The following is an 18,392-nucleotide window of genomic DNA, read 5'->3' on the forward strand; positions in this document are numbered from 1 at the left end:
GCCCCGTTGGTTACGTCGATTTAAGTAGGGTTCAGGCGGGTTTGGCATCATGAGTGGGTCGTGAAAAAGAGTGTCCCGCCTATGTCTAGTTCGTTGACCCGCGTTGCCCTCGCCCTGATCGCCGGTCTTGGCGTCGGCGTGGGGACGGCCGCCGCGAACACGGGGGAGCCGGCTCAGGTCCAGTTCCAGGATCGGGACGTCGCGCGGATGGTGTCGCTGGGCGGATCCTGCCACCGATGTGAACTGTCGGGGCGGGACCTGTCAGGCGCCTCCTTCACCGCCGCCGCCTTTATCGGCGCGACCTTGGTAGGGGCCAATCTGCGCGGCGCCGAACTGGTCGGAGCGAACTTTGCCGGTGCCGATTTCACCCGCGCCGACCTGAGCGGGGCCGAAATGGTCGGGGCCAATTTCACGGGCGCAAACTTCAGCGGGGCAAACCTGAGCGGCGCCGAGATCGTCGGGGCCAATCTGATCCGCGTCGACATGGGCAATGCCAATCTGAGCGGAGCCGAGCTGAGCGGTGCCAATCTGAACGGGGCCGTGCTGACCCGCGCCAATATGCGCGATACCGAGATTTTCGGGGCGACCTTGGCGAATGTCAGCGCGCGCGGGTCGGACTTTTCGGGGGCCGAGGTCAGCGCCTCCAATCTGTCGAATGGAGACTTCCGGAGCGTTCGGTTCCGCGATGCCAGCCTGGACAGCGCCCGATTGACGGGCGGGCAGTTCGACGGGGCCGATTTCTCCGGTGCCTCGATGAACCGGACCGACGTTCGCGGCGTCGACCTTTCGACTGTGCGCGGACTGACCCAGGAACAGGTCGGCCGCGCCTGCGGCGACGCAAACACCCGCCTGCCGCGCGGCCTGACCGTTCGCTCGTGCCGGGGTGTGATGACTGCGCCGCCTGCACCGCCCCGTCCGCCGGCCCCGCCTCGGCCGCGGAGCTATGCGACCAACAACTGAGGGTATCGGATTGCTGTCATTCCGGGGCTTGGCATCGCCAAGAACCCGGAACCCAGGCGTTTCATCATAGACCTCTAACCCGGTCGAACGCCTGAGACGTCGTCCTGGATTCCGGGTTCACTCTGCGAGTGCCCCGGAATGACGGCCGAACAACTCGCTACTTCAGCGGAGCGGCACTGCGGATGTGCAGTTCCTTGTACTGACGATCCTGCACCTCGGCCGGGGCGCTCATCAACAGGTCCTGGCCCTGCTGGTTCAGCGGGAAGGCGATGACCTCGCGGATCGCGACCTGATTGGCCAACAGCATGACGATGCGATCGATGCCGGGGGCCAGACCACCGTGCGGCGGCGCGCCATAGCGGAAGGCGTTCAGCATGCCGCCGAACTGTTCTTCCACCACACTGCCATCGTAACCGGCGATCTCGAACGCCTTCAGCATGATGTCGGCCTTGTGGTTCCGGATCGCGCCGGAGCACAGTTCGTAGCCGTTGCAGACGATGTCGTACTGATAGGCGAGGATATCCAGCGGATCCTTGGTCGTCAGGGCCTCCATCTCGCCCTGGGGCATGGAGAAGGGGTTGTGGCTGAAGTCGACCTTCTTCTCTTCCTCTGACCATTCGAACATCGGGAAGTCGACGATCCAGCAGAAGCGGAATTCGTCGTCCGAGATCAGGTTCAGATCCTGGCCCAGCTTGGTCCGGGCCGAACCGGCGAACTTGTGGAACACGGCCGGATCGCCGGCGACGAAGAAGGCCGCGTCGCCCTGGCCCATGCCCAGCGCCTTCATCATGCCATCCGTCGCCTCACCCAGGTTCTTGGCAATCGGGCCACCCCAGGCGTTGTTGTCTTCCGACCAGAAGATATAGCCAAGACCCGGCTGGCCTTCGCCCTGCGCCCAGGAGTTCATGCGGTCACAGAAGGCGCGCGAGCCGCCCTTGGGAGCGGGAATACCCCAGACGGCGTTCATCGCATCGGCCGCCAGGATCTTGTTGAACAGGCCAAAGCCGCCATCGCGGAAATGCTCGGACACGTCCTGCATCTCGATCGGGTTGCGCAGGTCGGGCTTGTCCGACCCGTATTTGGCAATCGCCTCGCGATAGGGAATCCGAACGAACGGATACGGATCGACCCGCTTGCCGTCGGCAAACTCTTCGAACACGCCATGCATCACCGGCTCGATCGCGGCGAACACATCCTCTTGCGTGACAAAGCTCATCTCGACGTCGAGCTGGTAGAACTCCAGCGAACGGTCGGCGCGCAGGTCCTCGTCGCGGAAGCAGGGGGCGATCTGGAAGTAACGATCAAAGCCCGACACCATCAGCAGTTGCTTGAACTGCTGAGGGGCCTGGGGCAGCGCATAGAATTTGCCCGGATGCAGGCGGCTGGGCACCAGGAAGTCGCGCGCGCCCTCGGGGCTGGAGGCGGTCAGGATCGGGGTCTGGTATTCCAGGAAGCCCTGATCGACCATCCGGCGGCGGATCGAGGAAATCACCTTGGACCGCAGCACGATGTTCTTGTGCAGGGTCTCGCGGCGAAGATCGAGATAGCGGTGCTTCAGCCGGATTTCCTCGGGGTATTCCGGCTCTCCGAACACGGGCAGCGGCAGTTCGGCTGCCTCGGACAGGACCTCGACGGCCACGACCTTCAGCTCGATCTCGCCGGTGGGCAGATTGGGGTTCACCACCGAGGCGTCACGCGCCACGACCTGCCCGTCCACGCGGATCACGCTTTCGGCGCGCAGGCGCTCGACCGCCTCGAAGCCCGGCGTCTCGGGATGCAGGACCAGTTGGGTCAGGCCGTAGTGGTCGCGCAGGTCGATGAACAGCAGGCCGCCGTGGTCCCGCTTTCTATGCACCCAGCCCGACAGCCGGACATCGGACCCGGCGTCCTGGATACGAAGGGCGCCGCAGGTGTGGGAGCGATAGGCGTGCATGAGGAATTTCGTCTTGGATCGGGGCGCGATGCGCCGAATTCGGGAGGCCGGAAGGGCGCATCAAGAGGCCCGAAAGTCAAGGTTTGCGTGCAGTTCCGCCTGAGCGCACGCTCGATCTCGACACACGATCAAACCGGGGGCGGACGCGTCGGATCGGTGGCCATGGGCGGCGAGGCACCACGGTCTGGCGCGCTGAGGTTGTCTGCTGTCGGCGAAGAGCGCGTGGGCTCACCAGATTGACCGCAAGGTCGCATCAGCCGGGCCATCGCGACACGACCTGTCGTCAGTACGATCATGGGCCACCTCCGATAATGCGAACCATTTGCAGATTTGCGCGAGCGACGGTCGCGTGGCAAGCCCCTTCAGGGTGGTGCTCTCAATCGGACGATCAGACATGCGTGAAGACGGAAAGCTGGACTATCTGGAGATGCCGGGCGGAGACCTGGTTGCGACCAAGGCCTTCTATGCCGAGGCGTTCGGCTGGTCGTTTCAGGACTATGGACCAACCTATGCCGCTTTCGACCAAGGCCTGGACGGCGGGTTCGATGCCGATGCGGCCGAAGCGGCAAAGGCCCCCCTGCCCGTCCTCTATGCCCATGATCTGGAAGCCATGGCGGACAAGGTGACCGCTGCGGGCGGCGCGCTGACCCGGGCGATCTACGCCTTTCCCGGCGGACGGAGGTTCCACTTCCGCGATCCGGCCGGAAACGAACTGGCCGTCTGGTCGGAGTCCTGAGCGCGACCGCCAAAAGCTGCGGCGACTGCGGCCTGTGCTGCAAGCTGATGGGCGTGACCGCCCTGGCCAAGCCGGCCGGGAAGTGGTGCACCCATTTCAGCCGCAGCAGGGGTTGCGGAATCTATGCCGCTCGTCCCGACGACTGCCGGGTCTTCAACTGCCTGTGGCTGTTGACCGAGGCGCTGGATGCGGCGTGGAAACCGTCGGTGGCGGGCTTTGTCCTGCACAGCGAGGACCAGGGGCGGCGGCTGATCGTCGAATGCGATGCCGCACGGCCCCATGACTGGCGGCGGGCTCCCTACGAAGCATCGCTGCGGCGCTGGGCCGAGGCCGGAACGGAGGTTCTGGTCTTTGCGGGCCTGCGGGGCCTCAGGCTGGACCCGAGCGGGGACCGGCCGGTCAGGCGCGCCTAGCGAACGTCGACGCTCTGGGCGATGGCTTCGGCCAGGTCGCGATCCGCACCCTCCAGGCTGGACACCCAGACGTGGACTTCGCGCGGGGCGTCCGCACGCTGGAACAGATGCTCCATGGCCCGGCGGCGCCCATCTTCGGTAACCACGACGGAGACGCGGCCTGCGGCCTCGGCCATCTGGCCGTCATAGATCGGGAACTGGGACGCCGGACCGGCATAGATCATGGCGAAGGTCTGGTCGCCGCGCCGCACCGTATAGATGCGGAAGTCCGGTCCGGGGCGACCGGTGACCAGCTCGAACCCGGCCGGAAGGTCCAGCGTAAACGGCAGGGCGGCGCGGGCTGCGGCATCCAGAACGGTTACACCAGCCACCGGCGCCGGAGGTGCCTCGGCCGCCACGGCAGCCGCCGTGGGAGCAGGCGTGGCGACGCGAACCGGAGCAGCAGGAACCGAAGCGGCAGGCGCGCGAGCCGCAGCCGCCGGGGCCGTCGAGGTCGTGGGGGCCCGGCTCGCCGGCGGCGGTGCGGCCGTCACGGCCCGGGTGGGCGCTGCGGCAGCCGGGCGCGGCGCGGGGCTTGAAGCCGGGGCCGAGGGCGTGGTCGCGCTGGGCGCAGCGGCTGCGGGCTGCGTGGCTCTGGGCGCGGGTGCCGCAACCGGTGCCGGCACCGGCGTCGCAGCGATGTAAGGCGGGCCGCTGTTCAGGTCGCGGGTCAGATCGCTGCCCGGCCGAGCGGGGGCCGGTTGGCTCTGAGTTTGGCTCTGAGCCTGGGCGACCGAGGCGGCGCCGAGCAGGGCGAGGGTCAGGACGGAAAGGCCAGCTGCGTTCTTCATGACCCGAACATCGTCCTTCAGCCGGAGAACGGCAAGGCCCTGAGCGTATAGGCGACCACGGCCGTCACCGCAGCGGCGGCTACCGACAGGCCAACGAACCACATCAGGCGTGCCCACAGCGGGGCGGGACGATCGTCCGGCTCGGGCGGGGGGACAGGATCAATGATGATAGCCGACCTCCGTATCGATCTTGCCCCTGAAGACCCAATAGACCCAGCCCGTATAGGCCAGGATCAGCGGCAGGATCGCCACCGTGCCCACCAGCATCAGACCCAGAGAATTGTCCGGCGCGGCCGCCTGACGGAAATCCAGCGCATAGGGAACGACATAGGGAGCAAAACCTACGGCCAGACCCAGATAGCCGGACAGGAAGACCACCAGCGCCCCGACGAAGGGCCAGACGTGCGATCCGCGACGCGCCGTGGATACAATCATTGCCAGGCCGATCAGACCCAGCAGGGGGATGGCCAGCAGGGGCAGAAGGGTCGCCAGCTCCAGCGAGAAGCCCTGTGACAGGTCAAAGCCCCAGCGGGCCGCGACACGAGGGTGAATCACGAGGGTCGCCACACTGACCAGAGCCAGAAGGAGGGTCACGGCGACCGTGCTGACGGCGGTCCAGACACGGGCATCGCCATGCAGGTCGTCTTTGGTCTTCATCATCAGCCAGGTGCCCCCCAAGAGGGCATAGCCGGCGACCAGTCCCGCCGCGACCAGCAGGGCGTAGGGGGTGGCCCAGTCGAACTGTCCGCCCGCGAAACGGCCGTTCTCGACTGTCACGCCCTGGATGAAGCCCCCCAGGATCAAGCCCTGAGCAACGGCCGTCAGGATCGACCCTCCCGCAAAGGCCTGGGTCCAGAAAGCCCGGCCGCGCCGCACGGCCCGAAACCGGAACTCGAAAGCGACGCCGCGCAGGATCAGCCCCGCCAGCATCAACAGGACCGGCAGATAGAGGGCCGGCATCAACACCGAATAGGCCAGGGGGAAAGCGGCCAGCAGGCCCCCTCCCCCCAGTACCAGCCAGGTCTCGTTGCCGTCCCAGACGGGGGCGACGGTGTTCATCATCACGTCGCGATCTTCCTTCGACCGCGCGAAGGGAAACAGGATGCCGATGCCCAGATCGAACCCATCCAGCAGCACGTAGAGCAGCACGGCTATGGCGATCAGCCCGGCCCAGATCAGAGGAAGGTCGAGGCTCATGACGGGTCTCCGGGCGCGTCGTCGGGGGCCTGGGCCAGGGGCGTGCCGGGGGCACGGTCCTGGCGCGGATCGGGGTGACGCAGGGCGGCCACCGGTCCCTCGGCCATCAGGCGCAGGATGAACAGGGCCCCCGCTGTGAAGACGATGGAATAGACGATGATGTAGACGGTCAGGCTGGTTGCGACCTGGCTGGTCATCACCGGAGAGACGGCGTCACGGGTCCGCAGCACGCCATAGACGACCCAGGGCTGGCGGCCGACCTCGGTCACCATCCATCCGGCCAGCACGGCCAGAAAACCGGACGGTCCCATCAGGACGGCGAAGCGCAGAAACATCGGACTGTCGAACAGCTTTCGTCGCCAGATCAGGAAGGCCCCCCAGGCCCCGAGGCCGATCATCAGCAGGCCCAGGCCCACCATGATGCGGAAGCCGAAGAAGGGGATGAACGGCGGCGGCTGATCTTCGCGCGCATAGCTGTCCAGCCCCTTGATGACCTCGTCCCGGGGCAGGTTCTGGATCATGTTGCCGATACCGGGGATGGACACCTCGAAATGGTTCTTCTGCGCCTCCCGGTCCGGGATACCGAACAGGTGCAGCGGCTGGTCGGCGCGCGTTTCCCAATAGCCCTCGATCGCGGCGGTCTTGGCTGGTTGATATTTGTGCGTCACCTCGCCCGAGGCATGGCCGACGACCAACTGCAGCGGAGCCAGGACGGCGATCAGGCCAACGGCCATCACCAGAGAAATACGGCTTTCGGACCAGCCCTCGACATGGGTTCCCGCAGCGCGGTCCTTGAGCAAGCGATAAGCCGAGACGGCACCCACCACGAGGCCCGTGGTCAGGAAGGCGGCCAGCAACATGTGGGCAAAGCGGGTCGGCAGGCTGGGGTTGAAGATGACCGCCATATAGTCGGTGGCCTCAAAGGTTCCGTCGGCCATGATCTGGAAACCCTGAGGTGTCTGCATCCAGCTGTTGGCCGACAGGATCCAGAAGGCCGAGATGGTGGTGCCGATGGCCACCAGACAGGTGGCGACGAAATGCAGCCGGGGGCCGACCTTCTTCCAGCCGAACAACATCACGCCGAGGAAGGAAGCCTCCAGGAAGAAGGCGGTCAGAACCTCATAGGCCAGAAGGGGCCCGATCACCCCGCCGGTCAGTCGGATGAACTCGGACCAGTTGGTGCCGAACTGGTAGGACAGCACCACGCCGGAGACCACGCCCATGCCGAAGCTGAGGGCGAATATCTTTACCCAGAACAGATACAGCGTCTTGAACGCCTCACGCTTCGTCCACAGCCACAGACCCTCCAGCACCGCCAGATAGGCCGCCAGGCCGATGGTGAAGGCCGGAAACAGGATGTGGAAGGCAATGGTGAAGGCGAACTGCAGCCGCGACAGCAGAATGGCGTCGAAATCGGCGAGGGTCATGAGCGAATATCCCTAGATTGTTTAGGGCCTTACGCCTGCGAAGCCTCCATGTCCATGCGCGGGGTGCCGCGCGACGCTGCGCCACAGGTTCGCGCGAGGGGTCAGGCGGCCGCCAGTTCTACCCAGAAGGTCGCGCCCGCACCGGGAACGGAATCCACCCCGATCGATCCGCCCTGCAGCTCGGTCATCCGCTTGGCGAGGGCCAGCCCGATGCCGTGTCCCTCGACCGTCGAGCGCTCCAGACCCAGGCGATTGAACGGCTCGAACAGCTGGGTCTGCTTTTCGATCGACAGGCCAGGGCCCTTGTCGGCGACCTCGATGCGGACACCCGTCTGGATGCGCGATGCCCGGAAGGTGACCACCCCGCCCGAGGCTCCGTATTTGACGGCATTGGACGCCAGATTGCCGATCACTTGCGTGAGCCGTTGCGAGTCGGCCAAGGCCACCACCCCATCGCCTTCGCACACCATCTCCAGCCGCAGGCCGGCGGCATCGGGGCGCAAGGCCAGGCCACGGCGGACATCTTCAAGCACCCCGCATACGTCGGTGGGACGCAAATCCACCTTCACGGCCCCGGATTCGGCGCGTGCCACGTCAAGCAGATCGTGGGTCAGGGCCTCGACCTGGCGAGCAGTCTTGACCAGCATTGCCGCCATCTCGGCCTCGGTTTCCGTGACCGGACCCAGCTGGCCCGTCTGCCACAACTCGCCGATACCGATGATGCCCCCGACGGGGCTCTTGATCTCATGGGCCACATTCGCAAGCAGGCGCGATTTGGCCTCGGACGCACGCTCGGCGCGAACTTGCGCTGCGCGGGCACTGTCGGACATCCGATCGCGCTCCTCCAGGATCGAGGCAACCAGCAGAACGGGCATGCAGCCGAGCAGGACCATGATCTGAGCCAACATCGCCCGCTGGGCCAGGTTGAGCTCAGCCAGGGCGAAAGGCCCCGCCCCCGCCATGGCCCCACCCACGGCCATCACCGATACGATGACCAACCCCGTCGCCGTGCCCAGAACGCGAAAGCGAACCGCCACCAGGATCAGGAGGGGGATGATCGAAAAGGCAGCCGGGATGGTCAGCCAGCAGAACAAGGCCCAGCTGACCGCCGACAGACCGCCAAACACCACGACGGTCTCCAGCATCCGCATGGGTCGTCTGAGGACAGTCAGGTGCCGAGGCGCCAAGGCGACGCCAAAGGTGGCGATGACCGCCATGCCCATGGCGTGACCCATCCACCATGTGTGGAAGCTGTAGAATAAGGGAGTTCCGAAAATCCCTTGCAGGATGATGGCGCTGAACAGTGCCGCCGGCAGTGGCGCCAACACCGCTGTGCACAACAGGAAACGTCCCGCCCCATCGACACTGGCCAGATTCATGGACGGCACGAAACGGCGGACCAGAACGACCGCCGCCACGATCTCGATCATGTTGGCCAGCGTGAAGAGAACGGAAAGGACCGGCGGATTCCCGACCAGAAACTCGGCCACCAGAATGCCGACCGCGATCAGAGCCGCAAAGCAGAGGTCAAAGGTTGTGTCGCGGGCATGCCGCAGCCAGACGGCGACGGCCAGGCCGCTGGCCCCCCACAGTGCGGCGACCACACCGGCCGAGCGAGCGTAGCTGATGGCCAGGACGACGAGAATGACCACGCCGACAACCGTCGCCATCGGCGCCAGGGGTTCGGCAAAGAAGCCTTTTGACTTGGTGGCGGACACAGCGGAGCACCCGCTGGCAGCCGGCTTGGCCGCCGGTACCGAAGCCGTTCGAGTCAGGTCGAGCGCAGGGCTCAGGGACATCAGAGGATACTCAGCAGACGGGACCGGAACCCCATCTAGCCACAGCCTTCCTAATATCCCCTGAAACTCAGCCCACTTCCGCAAAAAGCGCGTTGAAGGCACGAACCGCGGCCGCAGGCCCGTCAGCGTGACCCCAGACCCCAGCGCTGACGGCCAGGAAGTCGGCACCGGCCGAGATCAGGACCGGTGCATTGTCCACGGTTATCCCGCCGATCGCCACACTGGGCACCGTCATGGTCTCCTGCCAGATCGACAGCAGTTCGGGATCGGGGCGATGCGTGGTGTCCTTGGTCGCGGTGTCGAAGAACGCTCCGAAAGCGACATAGTCCGCCCCAGCCTCCGAAGCCTCCATGGCGAGGTGTCGGCTGTCGTGGCAGGTGACGCCGATCATGGCATCGGCACCCAGCAGACGGCGCGCCTGGGCTGCGTCCATGTCTCCCTGCCCCAGATGCACGCCATCACAACCGAGGCTGAGGGCCAGGTCCGGGCGATCGTTCAGGATGACAGCCACGTCGCGAGATTGGGCCAGAGGCATCAGACGGCGCACAGCCTCGGCAATGACGTCGTCTGGCGCAGGCTTCAACCGGATCTGGATGGCCGCCACGTCGCCACCGTCAAGAGCGTCCTCGAGCAGGCCAGCGAAGGCCTCCAGGTCAGCGATAGCGGGCGGAGTGATGAGGTAAAGGCGGCAGAGAGGTGCCGCAGGAACGGGAGGGGTCTTGGCCATGGCCCGAAGTGCGACGCAAAGCCCGCGCGGTCAATGGTTGCCCTGATCCGCTATGCGGCACCATGTCTTCGCGGATGCGTTATGCGAACGCGTTGCAATCGCCCGTGGCCGTGATATGAAGAACCATTCTCAACACGTTCGGGTCGCCCCTTGTACGTCTGCAACTGTAACGGTCTTCGCCAACGTGACGTCGCTCAGGCCATTGAGGCCGGTGCGACCCGCCCGCGCGACGTCTTTGCGCGCCATCAGTGCGCGGCGCAGTGCGCGAAATGCGTTTGCGAGATGCGCCAGATGATCCAGGAAAGTCGTCAGGCCTTCGCCATGGCGGCCGAGTAAAGCGAAGAGAAATCATTCGCACTATCAATGTGCTGATAAGAACTCTCAAATGAACCACAGGCGAATTCCTGTGGTAGAAGGCCGGTCTTGAACAGATCGGCGATTCCGGAACGTTTCCGGCGACGCCAGTTGACCATCAGGAAGGCCAGGCCATGAAGGGCGATCCCGCGATCATCCGCACGCTGAACACCGTGCTCACCAACGAGCTGACGGCGGTGAACCAGTATTTCCTGCATGCGCGCATGTTTGAAAGCTGGGGCCTGAAGCACCTGGGTCAGATCATCTATGACGAGTCGATCGGCGAGATGCGCCACGCCGACATGCTGATCAAGCGCATCCTGTTCCTGGACGGCCTGCCCAATCTGCAGGACCTGCACAAACTGTCGATCGGCGAGACCGCCATCGAATGTCTGGGCGCGGATCTGAAGCTGGAATACGGTGGCCGGGCCGACCTTTTGCCCGGCATCGCCCAGTGCGAAGCGGCCCAGGATTACGTCAGCCGCGAGATCCTGCAGCGCATTCTGAACGACACCGAGGAGCATATCGATTTCCTCGAGAACCAGTTCAACCTGATCAATATGTTGGGCGAGCAGAACTATCTGCAGAGCGCCATGACCGAGATCGCGACCGACAAGAGCGCCACCGGCAACTGAGGCAGGAACCGGGCACGGCATAGCGGCATTTCCCTGCCCTGAGCAGGAGGCAATGCCGATGACCGATATCGATCAGGCCGTGGATTCGGCGCGTGACGCCGTGGTCGAGTTTGTGAACGGCGAGGACCGCAGTCTGGGCCATATGCTTCTGGGCGTGGCGATCACTGCAGGCTTTGCGATCGCGGCCACCGCCTTCGCCACGCGCACCATCCGCCCGGCACCGGCCGTCGAGGGCGACGGTCGCCCGGTCACCGAACGGCCGAGAGGCAGCCTCAGCCTGATCCTGCCCGCCGTATTCTCGGCGACGACCCTGTCGGCAGTGCGGGTGTGGAATGCACCATCCCGCCGCGAACGCTCGGTCGCCCTGGGGCTTTGGGGCCTGGCCCAAACGGTGAATGCGACCTGGCTGGCGCTACGGCCGGCCGGACGCAGCAGCCAGATCATCGCGGCCATGACCTCGGCAGGATTGGCCGCGGCTTTTGCGCACGAGGCCCGCAAGCTGGATCCCGGCACCGGCAAGATGGCCGCACCAATGGGTGCAGCAACCCGCGTCGCCAATGCGATCGACCGCAAGGTTTCCGACAGGGCCACGCTGCACTGAACCGCTGGGACGCTGGATTACCGGACCGAAAACGGCCCGGCCTTGCCCTTTGACCGGCTGTCCTCTAGGGATCGCGCCCAATTTGTCGGTCGGTCGAGGCGACCACCGCGCCGCTCCAGCCCGTCAGTGAAATCATGAAAATCAACGGCAACACCATCAAGCCCGGCATGGTCCTCCAGCACAATGGCGGCCTGTGGGTCGTGACCAAGGCCAGCCACGTCAAGCCGGGCAAGGGCGGAGCCTTTGCCAACGTCGAGGCCAAGAACCTTGAAACCGGCAACAAGCTGAACGAGCGTTTCCGTTCGGAAGACAAGGTCGAGCGTGTCACCCTGGAGCAGAAGGACTTCTCCTATCTGTACGAGCAGGGCGACGCCCTGGTCTTCATGGACGACACCACCTACGAGCAGATCGAACTGCAGAAGGACTGGGTGGGCGAAGACTCCATCCCCTATCTGCAGGACGGCATGAAGGTCGTGATCGAGATGCACGAAGAGCGTCCGATCGGCCTGTCCCTGCCCGATCAGGTCACGCTGGAAGTCGTCGAGACCGAGCCGACGGTGAAGGGGCAGACCGCCTCCTCCTCGTACAAGCCCGCCATCGCCAACAATGGCGTCCGCATCATGATCCCGCCCTATATGGGCGTGGGCGAGCGGATCGTCGTCGACACCGCGACCGGCGAATACGTCCGCCGCGCGGAATAGGCACAGGCACGGTTTCTCCCTCCCCCGCCGGGGGAGGGTGGCTGGCGCGAAGCGACAGCCGGGTGGGAGGGGCTCGGCAACTCGACTCGGTGTCTGGCTCGCCTGGCCGTCCCCACCCGGTCGTCGCTCAGCGCCGACCACCCTCCCCCGGCGGGGGAGGGAAAACAGAGAGGCTCTCCGGTGGCGTTATCGTCCGCTTTGGTTTCCGTGATGATCGATGCGGTCAGGAAGACCGCTCGTCCGATGCTGCGTGATTTCGGCGAGGTGTCGCACCTGCAGGTATCGCGCAAAGGTCCCGGTGACTTCGTCACGGCCGCCGACGTCAAGGCCGAGAACACCTTGTTCGAACTGCTGATGAAGGCCCGCCCAGGCTATGGCTTCCTGGGCGAGGAGCGCGGCATGATCGAAGGGACCGACAAGTCCCACACCTGGATCGTCGATCCGATCGACGGCACTACCAATTTCATGCACGCCATGCCCCACTTCGCCATCACGGTCGGGCTGGAGCGAAGGGCCCCCGACGGGTCGAGCGAGATCGTCGCGGGCGTCACCTACAATCCCGTCATGAACGAGCTGTTCTGGGCCGAAAAAGGCAAGGGCTGCTATCTGAATGACACCCGTATCCGCGCTGCAGGACGCCGTGACCTGTCGGAAAGCCTGATCGCGACGGGACTGCCTTTCATCGGCAAGACCGGACACGCCCAGGCCATCAAGGACATCCATGCCGTGGGCCAGCGCGTGGCGGGCATCCGCCGCCTGGGAGCGGCCTCGCTGGACTTCGCCTGGGTCGCGGCGGGCCGATACGACGCCTTTTACGAACGCAATCTGAAGCCGTGGGACGTCGCGGCCGGCATCCTGTTCGTCACCGAGGCGGGTGGGATTGTGACCACCATCGAGAACGACGGCGATCCCAAGACCGGCCACAGCATCCTGGCCGCCAACGCCGAACTTCATCCGCAGCTGCGCAAGGTCCTGCAGGGCTGACCTGCACACCACACCAGAAAAAACGGCCCCGGAATCGCTTCCGGGGCCGTTTCACATTCGAGGAGCGCGCCGCTATCCGGTTCGGGCCTGCAGACTGGTAATCTCTTCCTTCAGACGAAGCTTGCGTTGTTTCATTTCACGCACCTGGATGGAATCGGCCAGGGGGCGGGTCATCTCGCGGTGGATGGCATCCTCCAGCGAACGGTGACGATTCCCGAGTTCGCGAATACGCGCTTCGATGGTCATGGCTTGCGCCTCCATGTCTAAGGGACCAGACAGTGAGCGCCCGGAAAACGCGCCTAGATACTCACATTTCAGTGATCTCCAGGCTTCCGGACCACTCAATGCTGGGCCCGAATATGGTCGATGATGTGAACGGAGCCGTACCCATTGCGCCGAAGAGGCTGGTGGTGGGCATTTCAGGGGCGTCCGGCGTGATCTATGGCGTGCGGATGCTGGAGGCGCTGCGCGACCTTGGCGTCGAGAGCCATCTGGTCGTGACGCGCGCCGCCCTGCTGACGCTGTCGCAGGAAACCGACCTGTCCGCCGACGACCTGACCGGCCGGGCCGATGTGGTGCACAAGCTGGCCGATGTAGGGGCCTCGATCGCCTCGGGTTCGTTCCGGACCCTTGGGATGGTGGTCGCCCCGTGTTCGGTCCGGACAATGAGCGAAATCGCCACGGGCGTGACCTCCACCCTGCTGACCCGAGCGGCCGATGTCACGCTGAAGGAACGCCGCCCGCTGGTCCTGATGGTGCGTGAGACACCGCTGCACCTGGGGCATCTGCGGACCATGACGGCCCTGGCCGAGATGGGGGCCGTCATCGCACCGCCCCTGCCGGCCTTCTACGCTCGACCGGAAACGATCGAGGCGATGGTGGATCAGTCCGTCGGGCGGGCGCTGGACCTGTTCGGCCTGGACTGGGCGGCGACGCGGCGCTGGTCGGGTCTGTCGAAGGCGGGTCCGGCATGACGACGCTGTGGGATTGGGCCGTGCGGGCCTATCGGGGTGAAGGCGTGTCGGAGACCTGTCTGACGCTGCAGGATATTCACGAGCAGAATGTGCCGCTGCTGCTGTGGGCTGCCTGGGGGGCTGCCACAGGACGCACGCCCGACGACGAAACCATCGAGGCCGCCTGCGACACGGCCCGGGCCTGGGACGAGGCCGCTGTCGCGCCGTTGAGGGCCGTACGCCGACGGCTGAAGAACCCCCTGCCCGATCTGGATGATGCGGCGCGCGAGGCGGTTCGCACTCAGGTCAAGGCCATCGAGCTGGAAGCGGAACGCCATCTGTTGAGTGCGCTGGAAAGCCTGTCGCCGCCTGTCTTTACCGAACCTCGACCGACGATCGAGGGGCTGGTGGCGGTGGCGCGGCAATGGTCTCGGATCACGCCGAGGCAGTCGCTGGAACGTCTTGCCGAACGCCTTCCGGCATGACGGCGTCTCGGCTATAAGCGCCGCGTCAGGGGCCCCCAATGAACGACGACAATCCCTTCATCTCGGAAGAAGATGCGGCGTTGCAAGCCAAGCTTAAGCTGCTGCGTCAGGAACACGCCGACCTGGACGCCTCGATCGAGGCCCTGGCGCATATGCCGATCCCGGATCAGCTGATGATCGCCCGATTGAAGCGCAAGAAGCTGGTTCTGCGAGACGAGATCGTGAAGGTCGAGTCGCTGATCCTGCCCGACATCATCGCCTGAGGCCTTACCGGCCGCGCTTTCTGACCCACATGGCCGCATCCGCCTCGGCCAGCCAGACCTCGGCATCGTCGTGGTCGGCATAGGCTCGGACGCCGAACGACCCCCCCAGCTCGGCCCGGTGGCCCGCCCAGATGAAGCCGTCGGTAGCCAGGGCCTGGGTCAGGCGAAGCGCCTTGTCGCGTCCTTCGTCCAGGCCGGCATTGAGCATCAGCAGCCCAAACTCGTCGCCGCCCAGTCGACCGACCGCGTCGGAGCCGCGGATGTTGGCCTGGAGCAGTTCGGCCACATGCACCAGCGCAGCATCGCCGGCCGCATGGCCCAGGCTGTCGTTGACCGCCTTGAACCCGTCCAGGTCCAGGTAGAGCAGCACGGCCGGGGTGTCGTGACGACGGCAGTAGGCCATGGTCCGGTTCATGGCGGCGACGAAACCGCGCCGGTTCAGGACCGGGGTCAGAACATCGTGCTCGGCTGCCGCCTCTGCCGCCTCGGCACGCAGGCGCAGAGCCTCGACCTCGGCACGCAGCCTGGCGATTTCTGCCTGAGGATCCTCTAGCGCAGGGTCGGTCAAGGGCGGGATGGCTCCGTCATCGCGCGCGACTCATGGCCGAGTGCGCCGGGTGATGCTAGCGCCCTTGGTTGCGGGCGCAACGCGGGTGCTGTAACCCCCGCGTTTCCTGAAAAGACGGGACGTGGGGCGAATGGCCGAAACGACGCCGCCGGTGGCGATCATCATGGGCAGCCGGTCGGACTGGCCGACGATGAAGCGCGCCGCTGACAGCCTGGATCGCCTGGGCGTGGCCTGGACCTCCAGCGTCGTCAGCGCCCACCGGACGCCGCAACGTCTGGTCGAGTTCGCCAGCGGGGCCAAGGCCAAGGGATACAAGGTCATCATCGCCGGAGCCGGCGGCGCGGCCCACCTGCCCGGCATGGCCGCCTCCATGACCGATCTGCCGGTGCTGGGCGTGCCGGTGCAGTCCAAGGCGCTGAAGGGCCTCGATTCGCTTCTTTCGATCGTCCAGATGCCCGCCGGTGTGCCGGTCGCGACCCTGGCCATCGGCGAGGCCGGAGCGGCGAATGCGGGGATACTGGCGGCACAGATTCTGGCCCTGTCCGATCCGGTTCTGGCGGGGCGGCTGAATGCCTTCCGCGAAGCCCAGACCGAGGCGGTCCACGAAACGGTCGAGGACTGACCCTTGGCCGATCTGCCGCTTCCTCCCGGTTCGACCGTGGGCATTCTTGGCGGAGGCCAGCTGGGCCGGATGCTGAGCCAGGCCGCATCGCGCCTGGGCTTTGACGTCGTCATCCTGGACCCCGAAGACAACAGCCCCGCAGGACGCGTGTCGCGCGGTCAGATCGTGGCTGCCTATGACGATCCCACCGCGCTGGAGGTCATGGGCCGGGTCTGCGACGTCGTGACATTCGAGTTCGAGAATGTGCCCGCTGCCTCGGTCGAACGGCTGGCCGAAGGCGGGGCTCTTGTGGCCCCCGGCCCCACCGCCCTGGCCGCTGCCCAGGACCGGGTCCAGGAGAAGACCTTCCTGAACGCCGTGGGTGCGCCCACGGTCGATTTCGTCGCCGTCGACAGCCTGGAAGACCTGAACGCTGGACTGGAGCGGTTGGGAGCCCCTGCCCTGCTGAAGACCCGCCGCGACGGCTATGACGGCAAGGGCCAGGTGTGGGTGCGCTCGGCCCGGATGGCTGCCGACGCCTGGGAAGCCATCGGTGCCCGCCCGGCGATTCTGGAGGCGCGGGCCGCCTTCGTGCGAGAGCTGTCGATCATCGCCGCCCGTGGCTGGGACGGGCAGATCGCCGTCTATCCGCTGGGCGAGAACAAGCACTCGGGCGGGGTTCTGCGGACCACGGTCGCGCCCGCTGTGGTCGACATGAAGACCCAGCGCCGGGCGCGGGCCATCGCAGCGGCGGTGCTGGAAGGTCTGGACTATGTCGGGGTGATCGGGGTCGAGCTGTTCGACCTGGGGGACGGCGTGCTGCTGGTCAACGAGATCGCGCCGCGCGTCCACAACACCGGCCACTGGACCCAGGACGGCTGTGCCTGCGACCAGTTCGAACAGCATATCCGCGCCGTGGTCGGCTGGCCCCTGGGCCCCACCAGGGCGCACGCCCGCATCGAGATGACCAATCTGCTGGGCGACGACGTCGATCAGTGGGTCAAGCTGTCAGGCAAAACCGACATCCGCATCCACCTGTACGGCAAGGCCGAAGCCCGCCCGGGCCGCAAGATGGGCCATGTGAACCGGGTGAAGCCCCTTTAAGCCTTCGCCCCATACCGCAAACGGCTCAGCAGGTCCGTGGCCGTCTTGAGCGGCCCCTCGAAATCCTTGCCGGCCTTCCACTTTTCGAAGGCCATGACGTTGTCGATGCGGGCGGCGACGAAAGCCTCCGCAGCTTCCTGACCATCGAACCAGCGCAGGGTCAGGGCCGGGATCAAGATGCCCGACAGGATGGTGCGCTTGGAATAGTGATTCCAGTCGGTGGACGTATCCCCGGCCCAGCGCCACAGGTGGTCGGCGCTCTCCCATGCCAGCGACAGCCCGAGGTCGGCATTGGTCGGCACGGCCAGGAAGCCGGCACAGCGGCGCGTGGCCTCGATATCCTGGGCTCCGGCCTCCATCCGGGCTGAAACGGCACGCGCGATACGCTCGCGGATCTTCAGACCCTCTGCCGACCCCAGCGCGGCCAGGGCTCGCGAATCATGACGGCGCGACAGCAGGGCCGCCAGGTCGCGCGGCCCGTTGGGCAGCAGCAGCTCCTGGTCCCCCAGCGAAAGTCCGTTGGCCTCGCAGGCCGCGCGCACCAGGGCCGAATTCCAGCCCAAGGCCGGCGCGCGATCGATGGCGGCATCCAGTACCGCCTGCTCCATGCGGTCGGCCCAGTCCGATGATGGGGTGTCGGTCGACAGGTCGGGTGCGTCGGTCATGGTGATCTTCATACCCCGTCTTCATGCCCCTGAGAGCCCGCAAACATCCGCCGCGACGATCTGGACAGCCTGCCGCGTGTGGTGTATCCGCTCGCCTTCGCTCGGTGGGCTGTTGCCCCCGGGCTAAAGTTCATTTGTCTGCCCGTCTCCCTCACAGGACGCGGCGGGCAGCCAAAGGAGAGTTGAACCTGGTACAGATTTTCGTTCGCGATAATAACGTCGATCAAGCGCTCAAAGCCCTGAAGAAGAAGATGCAGCGCGAAGGCAGCTTCCGTGAAATGAAGCGCCACGTGCACTACGAGAAGCCCTCGGAGAAGCGCGCCCGCCAGAAGGCCGAGGCCGTGCGCCGCGCCCGCAAGCTGGCCCGCAAGCGCATGCAGCGCGAAGGCCTGCTGCCGCCTCCCAAGCCCCGCGTGCCCGGTCCGGGTGCTGCGGGCGGTGGCAACCGCTCCTAAG

At 65.8% G+C, this 18,392-nt stretch carries 23 protein-coding genes; 14 read left to right on the plus strand and 9 right to left on the minus strand.

Annotated features, from left to right (window positions below; genetic code table 11):
* The first annotated feature begins 81 nt into the window (after positions 1 to 81).
* Positions 82 to 960 (plus strand): pentapeptide repeat-containing protein, encoded by an 879-nt coding sequence (locus JIP62_RS03480; protein ID WP_201103544.1) that lies wholly within the window; start codon positions 82 to 84, stop codon positions 958 to 960.
* A gap of 157 nt (positions 961 to 1,117) precedes the next feature.
* Here the strand turns inward: JIP62_RS03480 and aspS are convergent, their stop codons facing one another.
* Positions 1,118 to 2,893 (minus strand): aspartate--tRNA ligase, encoded by a 1,776-nt coding sequence (gene aspS / locus JIP62_RS03485; protein ID WP_201103545.1) that lies wholly within the window; start codon positions 2,891 to 2,893, stop codon positions 1,118 to 1,120.
* Between the two features lie 394 nt (positions 2,894 to 3,287).
* Between aspS and JIP62_RS03490 the strand changes: the two genes are divergently transcribed.
* Together JIP62_RS03490 and JIP62_RS03495 are read left to right on the plus strand one after the other, a co-directional pair.
* Positions 3,288 to 3,629 (plus strand): VOC family protein, encoded by a 342-nt coding sequence (locus JIP62_RS03490; protein WP_201103546.1) that lies wholly within the window; start codon positions 3,288 to 3,290, stop codon positions 3,627 to 3,629.
* Positions 3,630 to 3,676: 47 nt separating this feature from the next.
* Positions 3,677 to 4,042, plus strand: coding sequence for a YkgJ family cysteine cluster protein (locus JIP62_RS03495; protein WP_201103547.1), 366 nt, complete (start codon positions 3,677 to 3,679; stop codon positions 4,040 to 4,042).
* On the opposite strand, the gene JIP62_RS03500 is transcribed toward JIP62_RS03495, so the two are convergent.
* The 5 genes from JIP62_RS03500 to thiE all read right to left on the minus strand — a co-directional run bounded on the left by JIP62_RS03500 (position 4,039) and on the right by thiE (position 10,022).
* The gene (locus JIP62_RS03500) at positions 4,039 to 4,872 is read right to left on the minus strand and encodes a hypothetical protein (RefSeq protein WP_201103548.1); all 834 of its coding nucleotides are present in this window, start codon (positions 4,870 to 4,872) and stop codon (positions 4,039 to 4,041) included. The two genes, JIP62_RS03495 and JIP62_RS03500, sit on opposite strands and share 4 nt — an antisense overlap.
* Positions 4,873 to 5,031: 159 nt before the next feature.
* Complete coding sequence (gene cydB / locus JIP62_RS03505) at positions 5,032 to 6,069, minus strand: cytochrome d ubiquinol oxidase subunit II (RefSeq protein ID WP_201103549.1); 1,038 nt, start codon at positions 6,067 to 6,069, stop codon at positions 5,032 to 5,034.
* A complete protein-coding gene (locus JIP62_RS03510) occupies positions 6,066 to 7,496 on the minus strand; it encodes a cytochrome ubiquinol oxidase subunit I (protein ID WP_201103550.1) in 1,431 nt (476 codons plus the stop codon). The genes cydB and JIP62_RS03510 overlap by 4 nt, the downstream gene beginning before the upstream one ends.
* A gap of 101 nt (positions 7,497 to 7,597) precedes the next feature.
* Positions 7,598 to 9,295 (minus strand): sensor histidine kinase, encoded by a 1,698-nt coding sequence (locus JIP62_RS03515; RefSeq protein ID WP_201103551.1) that lies wholly within the window; start codon positions 9,293 to 9,295, stop codon positions 7,598 to 7,600.
* A 67-nt stretch (positions 9,296 to 9,362) separates the two neighbouring features.
* Positions 9,363 to 10,022, minus strand: coding sequence for a thiamine phosphate synthase (thiE, locus tag JIP62_RS03520; protein WP_201103552.1), 660 nt, complete (start codon positions 10,020 to 10,022; stop codon positions 9,363 to 9,365).
* Between the two features lie 150 nt (positions 10,023 to 10,172).
* Between thiE and JIP62_RS03525 the strand changes: the two genes are divergently transcribed.
* The 5 genes from JIP62_RS03525 (at position 10,173) to JIP62_RS03545 (ending at position 13,297) form a co-directional block, all read left to right on the plus strand.
* Complete coding sequence (locus JIP62_RS03525) at positions 10,173 to 10,358, plus strand: (2Fe-2S)-binding protein (RefSeq protein WP_201103553.1); 186 nt, start codon at positions 10,173 to 10,175, stop codon at positions 10,356 to 10,358.
* Between the two features lie 152 nt (positions 10,359 to 10,510).
* Positions 10,511 to 11,011, plus strand: a complete 501-nt coding sequence (gene bfr, locus JIP62_RS03530) for a bacterioferritin (protein ID WP_201103554.1) — start codon at positions 10,511 to 10,513, stop codon at positions 11,009 to 11,011.
* Positions 11,012 to 11,069: 58 nt separating this feature from the next.
* Positions 11,070 to 11,612: a TspO/MBR family protein gene (locus JIP62_RS03535; protein ID WP_201103555.1), complete on the plus strand. Its 543-nt coding sequence runs from the start codon at positions 11,070 to 11,072 to the stop codon at positions 11,610 to 11,612.
* Positions 11,613 to 11,746: 134 nt separating this feature from the next.
* Positions 11,747 to 12,313, plus strand: a complete 567-nt coding sequence (gene efp / locus JIP62_RS03540; protein WP_456237044.1) for an elongation factor P — start codon at positions 11,747 to 11,749, stop codon at positions 12,311 to 12,313.
* 180 nt (positions 12,314 to 12,493) lie between these two features.
* Positions 12,494 to 13,297, plus strand: a complete 804-nt coding sequence (locus JIP62_RS03545) for an inositol monophosphatase family protein (RefSeq protein ID WP_201103556.1) — start codon at positions 12,494 to 12,496, stop codon at positions 13,295 to 13,297.
* Positions 13,298 to 13,369: 72 nt separating this feature from the next.
* Here JIP62_RS03545 and JIP62_RS03550 read toward each other — a convergent pair whose 3' ends face one another.
* Complete coding sequence (locus JIP62_RS03550) at positions 13,370 to 13,543, minus strand: YdcH family protein (protein WP_201103557.1); 174 nt, start codon at positions 13,541 to 13,543, stop codon at positions 13,370 to 13,372.
* Between the two features lie 113 nt (positions 13,544 to 13,656).
* On the opposite strand from JIP62_RS03550, the gene JIP62_RS03555 reads away from it, so the two are divergent.
* The 3 genes from JIP62_RS03555 to JIP62_RS03565 are packed head-to-tail and all read left to right on the plus strand — an operon-like array spanning position 13,657 to position 14,998.
* Positions 13,657 to 14,271, plus strand: coding sequence for a UbiX family flavin prenyltransferase (locus JIP62_RS03555; RefSeq protein ID WP_201104537.1), 615 nt, complete (start codon positions 13,657 to 13,659; stop codon positions 14,269 to 14,271).
* Positions 14,268 to 14,735, plus strand: coding sequence for a TIGR02444 family protein (locus tag JIP62_RS03560; protein WP_201103558.1), 468 nt, complete (start codon positions 14,268 to 14,270; stop codon positions 14,733 to 14,735). The genes JIP62_RS03555 and JIP62_RS03560 overlap by 4 nt, the downstream gene beginning before the upstream one ends.
* Positions 14,736 to 14,773: 38 nt before the next feature.
* Positions 14,774 to 14,998, plus strand: a complete 225-nt coding sequence (locus tag JIP62_RS03565; RefSeq protein ID WP_201103559.1) for a YdcH family protein — start codon at positions 14,774 to 14,776, stop codon at positions 14,996 to 14,998.
* A 4-nt stretch (positions 14,999 to 15,002) separates the two neighbouring features.
* On the opposite strand, the gene JIP62_RS03570 is transcribed toward JIP62_RS03565, so the two are convergent.
* Entirely contained in the window at positions 15,003 to 15,566 is a 564-nt protein-coding gene (locus JIP62_RS03570) for a GGDEF domain-containing protein (RefSeq protein ID WP_201103560.1), read from the minus strand.
* Between the two features lie 130 nt (positions 15,567 to 15,696).
* Between JIP62_RS03570 and purE the strand changes: the two genes are divergently transcribed.
* Both purE and JIP62_RS03580 read left to right on the plus strand, forming a co-directional pair.
* Positions 15,697 to 16,188: a 5-(carboxyamino)imidazole ribonucleotide mutase gene (gene purE, locus JIP62_RS03575; RefSeq protein ID WP_201103561.1), complete on the plus strand. Its 492-nt coding sequence runs from the start codon at positions 15,697 to 15,699 to the stop codon at positions 16,186 to 16,188.
* Positions 16,189 to 16,191: 3 nt separating this feature from the next.
* On the plus strand, positions 16,192 to 17,271 hold the full coding sequence (locus JIP62_RS03580) for a 5-(carboxyamino)imidazole ribonucleotide synthase (protein WP_201103562.1): 1,080 nt from the start codon (positions 16,192 to 16,194) through the stop codon (positions 17,269 to 17,271).
* Here the strand turns inward: JIP62_RS03580 and JIP62_RS03585 are convergent.
* Entirely contained in the window at positions 17,268 to 17,936 is a 669-nt protein-coding gene (locus tag JIP62_RS03585) for a COQ9 family protein (protein ID WP_201103563.1), read from the minus strand. The genes JIP62_RS03580 and JIP62_RS03585 overlap by 4 nt on opposite strands.
* Positions 17,937 to 18,124: 188 nt before the next feature.
* On the opposite strand from JIP62_RS03585, the gene rpsU reads away from it, so the two are divergent.
* Complete coding sequence (gene rpsU / locus JIP62_RS03590) at positions 18,125 to 18,391, plus strand: 30S ribosomal protein S21 (protein WP_201104539.1); 267 nt, start codon at positions 18,125 to 18,127, stop codon at positions 18,389 to 18,391.
* The last annotated feature ends 1 nt before the right edge of the window (position 18,392 follow it).

The organism is Brevundimonas vitisensis (assembly GCF_016656965.1).
GTDB classification, from domain to species: Bacteria; Pseudomonadota; Alphaproteobacteria; order Caulobacterales; family Caulobacteraceae; genus Brevundimonas; species Brevundimonas vitisensis.